Raw genomic sequence first — 13,228 nt, 5'->3', positions numbered from 1 at the left:
TCTCTAATGTTTTGTATTGCTTTTTTTCGCCCGGTTTTCAAGCTCGGTTTTTGGGTCTGTATGACGGTTATCCCGGTTCAATACAATATCACCCTGGGGCGTGACACCGCCTGTCAGACGGCCTCTTCCTGCTGAATGCTGTTTTTCCACATGAACCACCTCACTCGTTATGATGTGCAGCGGGAATGGAATTTACTCGGGTTGGTTCAGCAATATCGCTTTTTTCGCAAGCTTGTCAGCCGCTTGATTTGACTTCGAAGGAATCCACTTGATAAAAAATAAATCAAAATCCTTTTTTAAGCGGATGATAGCATCCAGATAAGGCTTGAAAGCCTGATTTTTGACAAACTCCGAATCCGCCGTGCGCTCGACGATCTGCGAATCGGTCCGAAACGAAACGATCCGGTAGTTTCGTTCGGCGCACAGCTTCATTCCTTCGATCAGCGCCATGAATTCTGCTTCATGGTTGCTCAGTGAGCCGGCGGGAAGGGAGAAGGACTCGGTCTTCTGGCCGTCTTTGATAAAAATGCCAAGTCCGGACGGTCCGGGATCCCCGGCGCTTGCTCCGTCAATATACACCTCAACCGGCATTGTTTTCGCTCCTTTCATCCAAAGGGGTGATCCTTTTAGCGGCATAAGCGTACGGCGCTGCGAATACGGCTACAACGAATTTCAAGACGTATGTCGTGATAAAAATCTGAATCCATACATCCAGCGGATAAGCGCCCATAAACGCGACGCTCGTAAAAATCAACGTATCAAGCAGCTGGCTTAAGGCTGTACTGCCGCTGTTGCGAAGCCACAGTGCCCGGTCGGAAGGAAATAACCTTCTGATTCCCGAATATACATAAACATCAAGCGTTTGGCTGATGATATAGGCGAGCAGGCTGCCGAGGGCCACGCGGGGCAAGAAGCCGAATATCGTCTCCAGCGCAGGCTGTGCGATGTCTTCGGGATGCGGCTTGAATAGGAGCGCTCCCTGCATGACGAGCGTCAAGGTAATCAGAATGAAAAAACCGATTGAAACGGCTTTTTTCGCTTCTTCCTTTCCGTATCTTTCATTGATGACGTCGGTCGCAAAAAACACGCTTCCGTACAGGATGTTGCCGAGCGTCGCAGTCAAACCGAACAGCTCGACCGTTTTGACTACCTCGATATTGGCGGCGGCTGTCGCAAAACCGATCCAGACAAATAAACCGGTCTTGCCAAATCGTTTAAAAAAGAAGAGAACAATGATAAAATTAATGATCGCAAAACTAATCCATAATATTTCGTTAAACAAGAACGGGTACTTCCTTTCTGAATAAACTGTTTTGATTATAGCATAACAAGCCATAATTTGAATAAAGGTGATTTTGTGAAACTGAGAGCAGGAATGAAAATCAAGATTAAAGGGTCTTCACCCATTCAATTTACAGCCGATGAATGGATCGAAGTGAAAGAGGCAGTGGCGGCGGGGCGTCAGCTTTCTCAAAGCCCGTATGTCACTGAACTTGAATTCGAAGATGAGAAGGGCAGCTTTTGGACCCTGAAAGAACTGGAAAAGCTGAAAGAAGAACTTGCGGCTGAACCGGATGAGATCACCGTGTATTTTGACGGCAGCTATGATAAAGAAAGTCAGCTCGCCGGTTTAGGCATTGTGATTTATTACTCCCTTGGCGGGGAAAGGTATCGATTGAGAAAGAATAAGAGCTTTCGGCTGACAACGAATAACGAAGCGGAATATGCGGCTCTCTACGAAGCCGTTAAAGAGCTTAGAGACCTCGGGGCAAGCAGGAACTCCGTCGTCATTAAAGGGGATTCGCTCGTCGTTCTGAATCAGCTTGAAGGCAGCTGGCCATGCTATGATCCCGTTCATTCGAAATGGCTGGACAGAATCGAAAGCCAGCTTCAAAAATTAAAGCTCACGCCCACCTATATTCAAATCAGCCGTAAAGACAATAAGGAAGCGGACCAGCTCGCAAAAAAAATGCTTGAGCATACCATTGTGGAAAGCACAATCAAACTAGATGAATAACGGAGATGAACGTTTTGGATAAGAAAGAGATCTTTAAGGAACTGACACATTTGCAGGACACCTACTGTGAAGGGTGCTTCATCAAAAAACACTTCAGAAAAGAATACGGAAAAACGTATGCCCACGCATTTTGCATTTCAAAATGTACGGTCGGAGAAAAGCTCCGCACCTATGGAGACGTGCTGACAAACAAAAATTGATCCCCGAAAATTCCCCTATAGGCCATAATCCATGCAATCTGGGGTTTTCGGGCCACGCTAAAAAACCGCGTTCAGCGGTTTTTTTAATGCTGTGATTCATCAAGCTGATGCTGGCAATCATTTAGTATGTTGAGCTGTTCGTTTAAAAAATCTTCATCCAGTGCGGCTAATTCCTCAGCCTGTGACAGCTGTCTGGCATCTTCAATGGATTGATACGCCGATTTCAGCAAAGTGGAGCTCTTTTGCCTCGTTGCCATTCCCGTCGTTTTTTGAGCAGTTTCTACGGCAATTTCAAGCTGCTTGCGCTGATTAAATCCGGTTTCGAGATCATCGCGATGGTCTGATTTCATGATCATACACCTCCGACAAGTATTTTTTCTAAAAAAGGCATTTTTATGTGTAAAATAGAAAAAATAAAGTAAAATTAATCCGATATAACTATTGAACCTAAAAAATATAAGTCTTTATTACTAATTTAGGTAATCATAAAAAAAGGAGTCTGAGGAACAGTGGAAAGCAATGAACTGCAAACCGTTCTTCACAAGACATTTGTGGAGGTATATAAAGATCTTGAACAGCTCGTTGATATCGCGAAAAAGGGGCGTCCATCTCTCGAGAAGAACATTGAGGAAATCGAGCAAAGGCTGAAGCAAAATATACTGGCGATCGAAATTCAGCTGAAAATTAAATAGGAGAGGCAGAAATTGCCTCTCCTCTTATTTGAAGTCTCATTTTGTCTTGATTTTGTTAAAGCTTCACAACGTTAGATGCTTGAGGTCCACGATTACCTTCAACAATTTCGAAAGAAACTTCTTGTCCTTCTTCTAGAGATTTGTATCCTTCACCTTCGATTGCAGTGAAATGAACGAATACATCGTCTCCGCCTTCAACTTCGATGAAGCCGAAGCCTTTTTCATTGTTAAACCATTTTACTTTACCGTTTTGCATATTGCTTAATCCTCCTAGTACTGTAGCACAATGTGCTAAAAAAAATTTTCATCATCTAACGGTGTTCTGCTAAATGATGGTTTCACTATACACTATCCATGGATGCTTCGTCAAGCTGTCAAGAGAAAAAAATGAACTTTAATGCTTTTTTTAGGAATTTCTTTGAAATCGTTTTCAATTTATGGTTATTCATCATCATTTTTCGCAAAGCGGGTGAAACATTTTAAGCGTCGGTCCGTATATAATAAAACCAATATCAGGAATGCGAACAGGAGTGTTTAGAGATGAACCGTTATTCAGTTGATGAGTTTGTATCCAAAACCCAGCAGGAAGACAAAGGGGAGGGGCTGTTTGAAATGGAAACGCCCCGTCTCTTGGAAGTCAATCTCGACGGAAAAGTGTGGGCAAAGGCCGGTTCAATGGTTTCCTATAGAGGAAGAGTCAAATTTAAGCGAGAAGGGGTATTTGAACACGGAATTGGACGGATGGTGAAAAAAGTGTTCAGCGGCGAAGGGGCTGCCCTGATGAAAGCGGAAGGAAACGGAAAGGTGTATCTAGCGGATCAGGGAAAGAAGATATCCATCTTAAACTTGAAAGATGACTCCATATTTGTAAATGGACATGATCTGCTCGCATTTGAACCGTCGATCCATTGGGACATTAAACTGATGAAAAGAATTTCCGGCATGCTGGCCGGCGGACTGTTTAACATTAAGCTTGAGGGAACTGGAATGGCTGCCATTACAAGCCACTACGAGCCGCTCACTTTGATCGTAACCCCGGAAAGCCCCGTCTATACCGATCCAAACGCAACGGTTGCCTGGTCTGGAAGCCTTCAGCCTGAATTTGTGACAGATGTTTCTTTTAAGACGTTCATCGGCAGGGGAAGCGGGGAATCCATCCAAATGAAGTTTTCAGGGAATGGGTTTGTCGTTGTACAGCCATTTGAAGAAGTTTATTACTCGGAATCTTAGCATCAAAAAAACACTTGCAGAGCAAGTGTTTTTTTGAATCGGGCGTTTTTTAGGACAGCGCCCGGACAGTCTGTTTTTTGTTCATGATGATTTCAGACTGCTCGATAATGTCCGTCAGGATGACTTCTGATGAATTGGATAAATGCAGGCTTTTAATGTTTTTCTTCATTTCGTTTAATTTTTTCTCATCAGCCAAAAGGGAAGAGACTGACTCAAGAATCTCCTCATGCCTGTTGACGACGATGGCAGCCCCTCTGTCTTCGAAGAACAGGGCATTTTCCTTTTCCTGTCCGGGAACAGGCTTGTAAAGGATGACGGGAACGCCGATTGCCGTGGCCTCCGTCAGGGTGATTCCGCCCGGCTTTGTGATCATGCAGTCTGCCACCCTGAACAGCTCGTCAATTCTTTCGATGTAACCGAGCGTTCTCAGCTTGTTTGGATAAAGGGCTTCAATGTCTTCCAATGAAGATTTCAGCATCGTATTTTTTCCGCACACGACAACGACTTGAACATCCTCTTTCGTCACCAGAGATTCACACAGTTCTTTTACGTTTTTAAGAACCCCGTGGGCGCCTGCCATGATCAGCAATATCTTCTTGTCGGGAGACAGCTGATACTTCTCGTAGATTTTATCTTTGTCCATTTCTTCTTCAAACTGCCTGCGGATCGGAATGCCCGTGATCTTGACGTTGCTAGGGTGAGTGCCGATCTCGAGCAGCTTTTCCTTCACGTAATCAGTTGCTACGTAATATTTATCAATATGTTCGTGGACCCAAATTTTATGAAGACAGAAATCCGTCATGACGTTAAAAGTCGGAATGACTTTTCCCATTCTCCGTCTGTATTCGGGCACGACAATCATTGGAAACGTATTGATGATAATGTCTGGCTGATGTTTTTTAACCAGTTGGTCCAGCCGTTTATTTCCCATTTTGAAATAAATATTAAACTTCCTTTTATTGTAAATTTTATCGACTCCATAGTAGAAAAGGCGATAAAACTGTTTGCCGATTGAGAAGCTTTTCAAGTAGAGATACTGCGTAATCTCTGACACAATCGGATTTGATTCTTGATACAAATTCGAAACAGTTACATTCTTAAAACCGAGCCTTTCGCACTCTTGGTAGAGCGTTTTGGCTACTTGAACATGGCCATTTCCGTAATTTGCAGTCAAAATTAATATATTTTTATTGGTATTCAAGCATATTCACCTCAATTAATTCAAACAGCAAGAGCTAAAATGGTAAAAAAACAGGAGTCAAAGTCCACTCATACCATACCATAAATATTATTTTAATTATAAATGAAGAACAAAAATTAAGGTATTTTTAAAGTATGGATCGGCAGGAAAGCGCTGGGTTCCTTATTATTCCCGCTTTCGCGGCAAAGCCGAATCCCCATTGTGGAAGACTAACCCAACTGTATTTTAACACATTTTGAATGTCTTGCATCAGACCAGGGCATGAGAATTTCATTTCCACTCATACGGCGTTTCCTGGTAAACGTAGTAGTTCAGCCAATTCATGAACAAAAGAGTCGCATGGGCTTTCCAGCGGTTTACAGGTACCGCGCCATCCGGCCCTTCTTTAAAATAATTCACCGGCGGATCAATCTCCATGTTCCTGGCTAAATCCCTTTCATACTCTTCTTTAAGAGTATCTGTATCATACTCAGGATGTCCAGTTAAAAAAACTTGTTTTTCATCCTTTGAAGCAATTAAACAGACGCCCGCTTCATCGGATATGCTGAGCACTTTTAAATGGGAAACGGCTTTAAGGTCATCCATATTGATATCTGTATGCCTGGAGTGCGGGACATAGTAGAACTCTTCAAAGCCTCTGACCAGTCTTTCATTTTTCTCCATTATTCTGTGTTCAAAAACGCCAAATGTCTTTTTCGGCAGTTTGACTTTGCGAATGCCGTAGTGATGATACAGTCCCGCCTGCGCTCCCCAGCAGATGTGAAGCGTTGACGTGACATGCGTTTTGCTCCAGTCTAAAATCTCCCGGAGTTCTTCCCAATAGGATACCTCTTCGTACTCCAAATGCTCGATCGGCGCACCGGTAATAATCATGCCGTCGAATTTTCGGTCCCTGATTGAAGAAAAAGTTGTATAAAACTGTTCCAAATGCTGCCTTGGTGTATGTTTTGGCGTGTGTGTAGACGGTATTAAAAAAGTGAAATATACCTGTAAAGGAGAATTCCCGAGCATCCTGAGCAGCTGTGTCTCGGTCTTGATTTTCTGCGGCATCAGATTAAGAATCACAATATTTAAAGGTCTGATGTCCTGATGAAAAGCCCGTTTTTCATCCATGACAAAAATATTTTCACTTTCAAGAATCTGCTTTGCTGGCAAATTGATAGGTATGTTGATAGGCAACACGCCACCTCCGGTTTTCTCCGCTGATTTTTCTTCATTATAGGAACTTTTTGGCGATATTTCAATGTGTGAATTGTGTTACAATAAAAGAAGTGTGTGAAAAATATGGAAAATCATCGTGTGATGAACCAAAAGGAGGCTCCTCTTGCAAATGAAATCCCATTTATCAGACATAGAAATCGCACAAAGAACGGAATTAAAACCGATTACCGAAATTGCACGGAAACTCAATATAAATGACGAAGAAATAGAGTGTTTTGGTTGCACAAAAGCGAAAATTTCTTTGAAAATTTTTGAGCGTTTGAAAGAAAAACCCGATGGCCAGGTGATTTTGGTAACCTCCATCAACCCGACACCGGCCGGCGAAGGGAAGTCGACTGTCACCGTCGGATTGAGCCAGGCGCTCTGGCAGATTGGCAAAAAATCGATCGTGGCGATGAGGGAGCCTTCACTCGGTCCGACAATGGGCTTGAAAGGCGGGGCTGCCGGAGGAGGGTATTCCCAGGTTCTTCCGATGGAGGACATCAACCTTCACTTTACGGGAGATATGCATGCGATCACAGCTGCAAACAACGCTTTGGCGGCTTTCATAGACAATCATATTCATCAGGGAAACGAATTAAACATCGATATCAGAAAAATCGTCTGGAAAAGGGCGCTTGATCTCAATGACAGGGCGCTGCGTGAAACCGTTGTCGGCCTGGGCGGAAAAGCGAACGGATTTCCCAGGGAAGACGGCTTTGACATTACTGTCGCTTCGGAAATCATGGCCGTTTTATGCCTGGCCAGAGACTTGGCCGATTTAAAAAAGCGCCTGGCTTCGATGATCGTCGCCTACACAGTCGACGGACAGCCGGTAACGGCCGGCATGCTCGGTGTGCAGGGAGCGCTTGCCCTCCTGTTAAAAGATGCTATCAAACCAAACCTTGTTCAGACTGTTGAAGGAACACCGGCGCTCGTCCACGGAGGACCGTTTGCAAACATCGCCCACGGGGCAAACAGTCTGATCGCGACAAAAACGGCTGCGAAGCTGGCTGACTATGTCGTGACTGAAGCGGGATTTGGCGCTGATTTGGGGGCGGAAAAATTCATGCACATCAAAACGAGAGCCGGCGGGTTCACACCGGGGGCGGTCGTGATCGTCGCCACCGTCAGAGCGCTGAAAATGCATGGCGGAACGCCTCTCGCCGATTTGAAGCAAAAAGACCTGGAAGCATTAAAAAGGGGAATTGCCAACCTTGCGAAGCATATCGAAACGATAGATGCCTTCGGTCTTCCATACGTTGTGGCTGTCAACAGATTCGTACAGGACACGGAGGACGAGCTTGAGGCCGTTCTTGGCTGGTGCAGAGACAACGGACATCCGGCTGCACTTTGCAATGTTTGGGAAGAGGGCGGAAAAGGCGGGACTGATCTCGCAAGGGAAGTCATTCATGTCATGGAGCAAAAAGACAACAGGTTTTCCTATTTATACGAATTAACCGACTCGATCGAAGACAAATTAGCCAAGATCTCCCGCACCGTTTATGGCGCCGAAGGGGTAGAGTTTACCGAAAAGGCGAAAAAACAGCTGCTTGAATTGAAAAAGAACGGGTTGGACGGACTGCCTGTCTGCGTGGCGAAAACTCAGTATTCTTTATCAGATGACCCGGGTAAAATCGGCAGGCCGCAAGATTTTAGCATCACCGTCCGCGAATTAAAACCATCGAGGGGCGCGGGATTTATCGTCGCTTTGACAGGCAGTATTTTAACAATGCCGGGGCTGCCGAAACACCCTGCCGCGCTTAAGATGGATGTCGACGAAAGCGGCAGAGCCAAAGGTTTATTCTAAAAAGGAGGGACCGTCATGTCCATTTACGATATCAGCGTCAAGACGATTAAAGGCGAGGACACGACACTGCGGCCGTATAAAGGCAAAGTGCTGCTCATCGTCAACACCGCCTCGAAGTGCGGATTTACACCTCAATATCAGCAGCTTCAAGACTTGTATGAAACATATAAAGACCGGGGGCTTGAGATTCTCGGCTTTCCCAGCAACCAATTCATGAATCAGGAGCCGGGCGATGAAAAAAGCATTGAAGAATTTTGCAGCGTCAATTACGGTGTCACGTTTCCGATGTTTTCGAAGGTGAATGTAAAAGGGGATCAAATCCACCCGCTGTTCCGCCACTTGACGAACAAGGCGAAGGGCATGCTTGGAACAAAAGCGGTCAAATGGAATTTCACAAAATTTCTCGTCGATCAAACCGGAGAAAACGTTGTGCGCTTTTCACCGCAAACCAATCCAAAGGAGATGGAGGAGACCATTCAGAAATGGCTGGGCTGAATCAGGAACAAACAGAACAGATCCGCTTGATGTCCGAATGGGTAAAAGAGAAGCTTTCTGCCGAAGGCACAGGTCATGACTGGCTGCATACCGAAAGGGTGAGGAACGTAAGCCTTCAGATCGCAAAAGAAGAGGGTGCAGACCTGTTTATGACCGAAGCTTGCGCACTTCTCCATGATGTGATTGATGAAAAGCTGTCCGATGAGCACCGGGTTCCGCTGCAGGAGCTGAAAAGGCGCCTGTCCGAAGAATGGAAGGTCGATCCGGAAACGGTTGACGGGATTTTTGCTATCATCACAAGAATTTCATTCAGAGACAGAGAGAAATATAAAGACGAACTTCTTTCAAAAGAAGGAATGGCTGTCCAGGATGCCGATCGGCTTGATGCGATCGGCGCCGTCGGGATCGCCAGGGCTTTGATGTATGCGGGTGCAAAGGGCCATCTCCTCTATGGGGGCGGCAATGCACCTACTGCAGTCGGCCACTTTTACGAGAAGCTTCTCCTTTTAAAAGATTTGATGAATACAAAGACGGGACGGATGCTCGCAGAAAAAAGGCATAAGCTGATGCTCGAATTCCTCGGCGAACTGGAAAATGAATGCGCCTTCTCTAGAGAAAGCCGCCTTGATAGATCAGGGCTGGGGGTTATGGTAGAATAAGACCGGATCTTTAAACAGAGGGGGACAATGATGAAAATTAAATCGATAGAACCGACACCGAGTCCGAATACAATGAAGGTGATTTTGACCGAGGAACTGCCGGGTGGAAAAAGCAATAATTATAAAAAGGATCATGCGGAAGGCGCACCTCCCGTCATCCAGGAAGTTTTAAACATAGACGGAGTAAAAGGCGTCTATCATGTGGCCGATTTTATCGCTGTCGAGCGCAATGCGAGATTTGATTGGAAAGACATCCTTCCTAAGGTGCGCGCTGCATTCGGAATGGATGAAGCCGAAGAGGCGGAGGGCCGTTCCGAAGAAAAAGAATCGTTCGGCGAGGTTAAAGTTTTCGTGCAAATGTTCAGCGGAATACCGATGCAGGTGAAATTGACCGACGGCGAGCGCGAGGAGCGCTTCGGCCTTCCAGAACGTTTCCAGGAAGCGATCTTGAAGCTTAAAACCGCGTCTTCCAACGTCGTGCTCGAACGGTCTTGGAAAGAGCAAGGCGTCAGATTCGGCGATTTTTCAGAAATCGGCCGCGAAGTAACGGAAGAGCTGGAGGCGGCTTACGATGAAGAGCGCCTGCGGAAGCTGACGGAATCAGCTGCATCAAGCGATGCTGAGGCTAAACGTACGGCTGTGCAGCGAAAGTCTTACCGGGTAACGCTTGAAATGATGGATGAGGAAGATTGGCAAAAACGCTATGCGCATCTTGAACAAATGGATCCTACTGAAGAGGATATTCCAGTACTCGAAAAAGCGCTCAATGACCCGAAAACATCGATCAGAAGGCTTGCTGTCGTTTATTTGGGCATGATCGAAACGCCTGCGGTGCTTCCCCTTTTATATAAAGCGCTCGAAGACAAAACCATCACGGTCAGAAGAACGGCCGGCGATTGTCTGTCAGACATCGGCAACCCGGAAGCGATTCCGGCGATGATCAAAGCGCTGAAGGATCCGAGCAAGCTTGTGCGCTGGAGAGCCGCCATGTTTCTGTACGAAGTCGGCGATGAAAGCGCGCTTCCCGCTTTAAAAGAAGCTGAAAACGATCCGGAATTTGAAGTCAGCCTTCAGATCAAAATGGCGATCGAACGGATCGAATACGGTGAAGAAGCAAAAGGCTCCGTATGGAAGCAAATGACGGAAAGCCGCAAAAAAGACAGCTGACAAAGACGCTGGAAACAGCGTCTTTTTTTATGCTTCAAAAGCGGCGATCGATCCGGGAATTCTGAAAAAAGTCACGCGTCTTGTAATAAAATATCACTTTTTCTATAAAAATATTTCGAATATTGTTGAAAAACAAGCTGAAAATATATATAGTAGTTAGCAATCATATGGAATGTGGAGGTTCTGATTCATGGGGAATGATTTACAGATGAAGATCAAAACAGCCGTCATCTTGCGGATCAGTCCGGCAAGCGGTTAACAGACAATTTTTAAAACTGAATATTCAGAATATATAGAATGTAAATACGAAGATGTTTAGGAGGATCACGATGACAGGTTTACGCAGTGACATGATTACAAAAGGGATCGACAGAGCGCCGCACCGCAGTTTGCTGCGCGCGGCTGGGGTAAAAGAAGAGGACTTCGGCAAACCGTTTATTGCCGTTTGCAACTCATACATCGATATCGTACCGGGTCATGTCCATTTGCAGGAGTTTGGAAAAATCGTCAAAGAGGCGATCAGAGAGGCCGGCGGTGTTCCGTTTGAATTTAATACAATCGGGGTCGACGACGGAATTGCGATGGGGCACATTGGAATGAGGTATTCTCTCCCGAGCCGCGAAATCATCGCAGATTCAGTGGAAACGGTTGTATCGGCGCACTGGTTTGACGGAATGGTATGTATTCCAAACTGTGATAAAATCACACCGGGCATGATCATGGCGGCAATGCGGATCAACATTCCGACCGTGTTTGTCAGCGGGGGGCCGATGGAAGCGGGAAGAACGAGCGACGGACGAAAAATCTCGCTTTCCTCTGTATTTGAAGGCGTTGGCGCTTATCAATCAGGCAAAATCGATGAGAAAGGACTCGAGGAGCTTGAACAGTTCGGCTGTCCGACTTGCGGATCATGCTCGGGCATGTTTACGGCGAACTCGATGAACTGTCTTTCTGAAGCTCTTGGCATCGCCATGCCGGGCAACGGCACCATTTTGGCGACATCGCCCGACCGCAGGGAATTTGCCAAACAGTCGGCCCGCCAGCTGATGGAGCTGATCAAGTCGGATATCAAACCGCGCGACATCGTGACCGAAAAAGCGATCGACAACGCGTTCGCTTTAGACATGGCGCTCGGCGGATCAACGAATACGATCCTTCATACGCTTGCGATCGCCAATGAAGCGGGTGTAGACTATTCGCTTGAACGGATCAATGAGGTAGCGGCAAGGGTTCCGCATTTATCGAAGCTTGCACCGGCTTCCGATGTGTTTATTGAAGATTTGCATGAAGCAGGAGGCGTATCGGCAGTCTTAAACGAGCTGTCGAAAAAAGAAGGCGCGCTTCACTTGGATACGCTGACTGTAACGGGGAAAACGCTTGGCGAAAATATTGCCGGACGCGAAGTGAAAGATTACGAGGTCATTCATCCGATCGATCAGCCGTTTTCAGAGCAAGGCGGACTCGCCGTCCTGTTCGGCAACCTGGCTCCTGACGGTGCGATCATTAAAACGGGCGGCGTCCAAGACGGGATTACCCGCCATGAAGGACCTGCGGTTGTCTTTGATTCACAGGAAGAAGCGCTTGACGGCATCATCAACCGTAAAGTAAAAGCGGGAGATGTCGTCATCATCCGCTATGAAGGCCCTAAAGGCGGACCGGGAATGCCTGAAATGCTTGCGCCGACTTCACAGATCGTCGGAATGGGCCTCGGCCCGAAAGTCGCCTTGATTACCGACGGCCGCTTTTCAGGAGCCTCCCGCGGTCTTTCGATCGGCCACGTTTCACCGGAAGCAGCCGAAGGCGGCCCGCTTGCTTTCGTAGAAAACGGCGACCATATCGTTGTCGATATCGAAAAGCGGATTTTAAACATCGAAATCTCCGATGAGGAATGGGAAAAAAGAAAAGCAAACTGGCCCGGCTTTGAACCGAAAGTGAAAACGGGCTATCTCGCCAGGTATTCAAAGCTTGTGACATCTGCCAATACCGGCGGCATTATGAAAATCTAGCGGTTTTTTCGCCCGGCGTTTGAAATTCAGCCCCCTCTGTAGTATCCTTGAAAACATCAGTAGTCAAGGTTTATAGAGGGGGCTTTTTAATATGTCAACAGCTTATGAAGAATACATGCGCCAGCTTGTTCTTCCGATGCGTCAGGAATTGGTGCAGGCCGGCTTTAAAGAGTTAACGACCGCGGAAGAAGTGGAGACATTCATGGAAGACGCAGAAGGCACGACTTTCGTCGTCGTCAACTCAGTCTGCGGATGTGCCGCAGGGCTGGCGCGACCGGCAGCCGTTCAGGCCGTCTCCGGAAGCGAAAAAGGGCCTGACGAGACCGTTACAGTTTTTGCCGGACAGGATCGTGAAGCAACGGCAAAAATGAGGGAATACTTCGAAGGATATGAACCGTCTTCACCTTCAATGGCACTGCTGAAAGGCAAAGAAGTCGTTCATTTCATTCCGCGTGAACAGATTGAAGGCCGTGAAATGACGGAGATTATGAAAAACATTACGGACGCTTTTGAAAAACATTGCTAAAATGCCCTTTGAAGGGCATTTTTTA

The 13,228-nt window shown here is 46.4% G+C and carries 16 protein-coding genes and 1 pseudogene; 10 read left to right on the top strand and 7 right to left on the bottom strand.

Annotated features, from left to right (window positions below; all coding sequences use genetic code 11):
- Nucleotides 1-3: 3 nt before the first annotated feature.
- Genes sspL through H7F26_RS17935 form a run of 3 tightly spaced genes read right to left on the bottom strand, consistent with a single transcriptional unit; the run spans nt 4 to nt 1,282 of the window.
- Nucleotides 4-150: a small, acid-soluble spore protein L gene (sspL, locus tag H7F26_RS17945; protein ID WP_003182847.1), complete on the bottom strand. Its 147-nt coding sequence runs from the start codon at nt 148-150 to the stop codon at nt 4-6.
- 42 nt (nt 151-192) lie between these two features.
- Nucleotides 193-591, bottom strand: a complete 399-nt coding sequence (locus H7F26_RS17940; protein ID WP_003182846.1) for a reverse transcriptase-like protein — start codon at nt 589-591, stop codon at nt 193-195.
- Nucleotides 581-1,282, bottom strand: a complete 702-nt coding sequence (locus H7F26_RS17935) for a queuosine precursor transporter (protein ID WP_003182844.1) — start codon at nt 1,280-1,282, stop codon at nt 581-583. Before H7F26_RS17935 ends, H7F26_RS17940 begins: the two co-directional genes overlap by 11 nt.
- 75 nt (nt 1,283-1,357) lie before the next feature.
- On the opposite strand from H7F26_RS17935, the pseudogene H7F26_RS17930 reads away from it, so the two are divergent.
- Nucleotides 1,358-2,039: pseudogene (locus tag H7F26_RS17930) on the top strand (ribonuclease H family protein).
- On the top strand, nt 2,032-2,217 hold the full coding sequence (locus H7F26_RS17925; protein WP_003182841.1) for a zinc-finger domain-containing protein: 186 nt from the start codon (nt 2,032-2,034) through the stop codon (nt 2,215-2,217). The pseudogene H7F26_RS17930 and the gene H7F26_RS17925 overlap by 8 nt, the downstream one beginning before the upstream one ends.
- An 83-nt stretch (nt 2,218-2,300) precedes the next feature.
- Here H7F26_RS17925 and H7F26_RS17920 read toward each other — a convergent pair whose 3' ends face one another.
- On the bottom strand, nt 2,301-2,567 hold the full coding sequence (locus tag H7F26_RS17920; RefSeq protein WP_009328020.1) for a DUF2564 family protein: 267 nt from the start codon (nt 2,565-2,567) through the stop codon (nt 2,301-2,303).
- A gap of 159 nt (nt 2,568-2,726) precedes the next feature.
- Between H7F26_RS17920 and H7F26_RS17915 the strand changes: the two genes are divergently transcribed.
- Nucleotides 2,727-2,909, top strand: a complete 183-nt coding sequence (locus H7F26_RS17915; protein WP_003182837.1) for a hypothetical protein — start codon at nt 2,727-2,729, stop codon at nt 2,907-2,909.
- Nucleotides 2,910-2,964: 55 nt separating this feature from the next.
- Here the strand turns inward: H7F26_RS17915 and cspD are convergent, their stop codons facing one another.
- Nucleotides 2,965-3,165 (bottom strand): cold-shock protein CspD, encoded by a 201-nt coding sequence (gene cspD / locus H7F26_RS17910; protein ID WP_003153604.1) that lies wholly within the window; start codon nt 3,163-3,165, stop codon nt 2,965-2,967.
- 284 nt (nt 3,166-3,449) lie between these two features.
- Here cspD and H7F26_RS17905 point away from each other — a divergent pair, with 284 nt between their 5' ends.
- Nucleotides 3,450-4,139 (top strand): AIM24 family protein, encoded by a 690-nt coding sequence (locus H7F26_RS17905; RefSeq protein WP_009328042.1) that lies wholly within the window; start codon nt 3,450-3,452, stop codon nt 4,137-4,139.
- Between the two features lie 49 nt (nt 4,140-4,188).
- Here H7F26_RS17905 and H7F26_RS17900 read toward each other — a convergent pair whose 3' ends face one another.
- Both H7F26_RS17900 and metA read right to left on the bottom strand, forming a co-directional pair.
- Nucleotides 4,189-5,340, bottom strand: a complete 1,152-nt coding sequence (locus H7F26_RS17900) for a diglucosyl diacylglycerol synthase (protein ID WP_003182832.1) — start codon at nt 5,338-5,340, stop codon at nt 4,189-4,191.
- A 270-nt stretch (nt 5,341-5,610) separates the two neighbouring features.
- Nucleotides 5,611-6,519, bottom strand: coding sequence for a homoserine O-acetyltransferase MetA (gene metA / locus H7F26_RS17895; RefSeq protein WP_011198058.1), 909 nt, complete (start codon nt 6,517-6,519; stop codon nt 5,611-5,613).
- 151 nt (nt 6,520-6,670) lie between these two features.
- On the opposite strand from metA, the gene H7F26_RS17890 reads away from it, so the two are divergent.
- The 6 genes from H7F26_RS17890 (at nt 6,671) to H7F26_RS17865 (ending at nt 13,203) form a co-directional block, all read left to right on the top strand.
- Entirely contained in the window at nt 6,671-8,350 is a 1,680-nt protein-coding gene (locus H7F26_RS17890) for a formate--tetrahydrofolate ligase (protein WP_011201679.1), read from the top strand.
- Nucleotides 8,351-8,365: 15 nt separating this feature from the next.
- Entirely contained in the window at nt 8,366-8,845 is a 480-nt protein-coding gene (locus H7F26_RS17885) for a glutathione peroxidase (RefSeq protein ID WP_003182827.1), read from the top strand.
- Nucleotides 8,833-9,504, top strand: a complete 672-nt coding sequence (locus H7F26_RS17880) for an HD domain-containing protein (RefSeq protein WP_003182825.1) — start codon at nt 8,833-8,835, stop codon at nt 9,502-9,504. Before H7F26_RS17885 ends, H7F26_RS17880 begins: the two co-directional genes overlap by 13 nt.
- Nucleotides 9,505-9,534: 30 nt before the next feature.
- Entirely contained in the window at nt 9,535-10,671 is a 1,137-nt protein-coding gene (locus H7F26_RS17875; protein ID WP_003182823.1) for a conserved virulence factor C family protein, read from the top strand.
- A 329-nt stretch (nt 10,672-11,000) separates the two neighbouring features.
- Nucleotides 11,001-12,677 (top strand): dihydroxy-acid dehydratase, encoded by a 1,677-nt coding sequence (gene ilvD, locus H7F26_RS17870; protein WP_003182821.1) that lies wholly within the window; start codon nt 11,001-11,003, stop codon nt 12,675-12,677.
- 91 nt (nt 12,678-12,768) lie between these two features.
- Nucleotides 12,769-13,203 (top strand): BrxA/BrxB family bacilliredoxin, encoded by a 435-nt coding sequence (locus H7F26_RS17865; protein WP_003182820.1) that lies wholly within the window; start codon nt 12,769-12,771, stop codon nt 13,201-13,203.
- Nucleotides 13,204-13,228 lie beyond the last annotated feature (25 nt).

Source organism: Bacillus sp. PAMC28748 (genome assembly GCF_014250415.1).
GTDB classification, from domain to species: Bacteria; Bacillota; Bacilli; order Bacillales; family Bacillaceae; genus Bacillus; species Bacillus licheniformis.
Note: the sequence above shows the minus strand (reverse complement) of the source record. Positions and strands in the feature narration are given on the sequence as shown.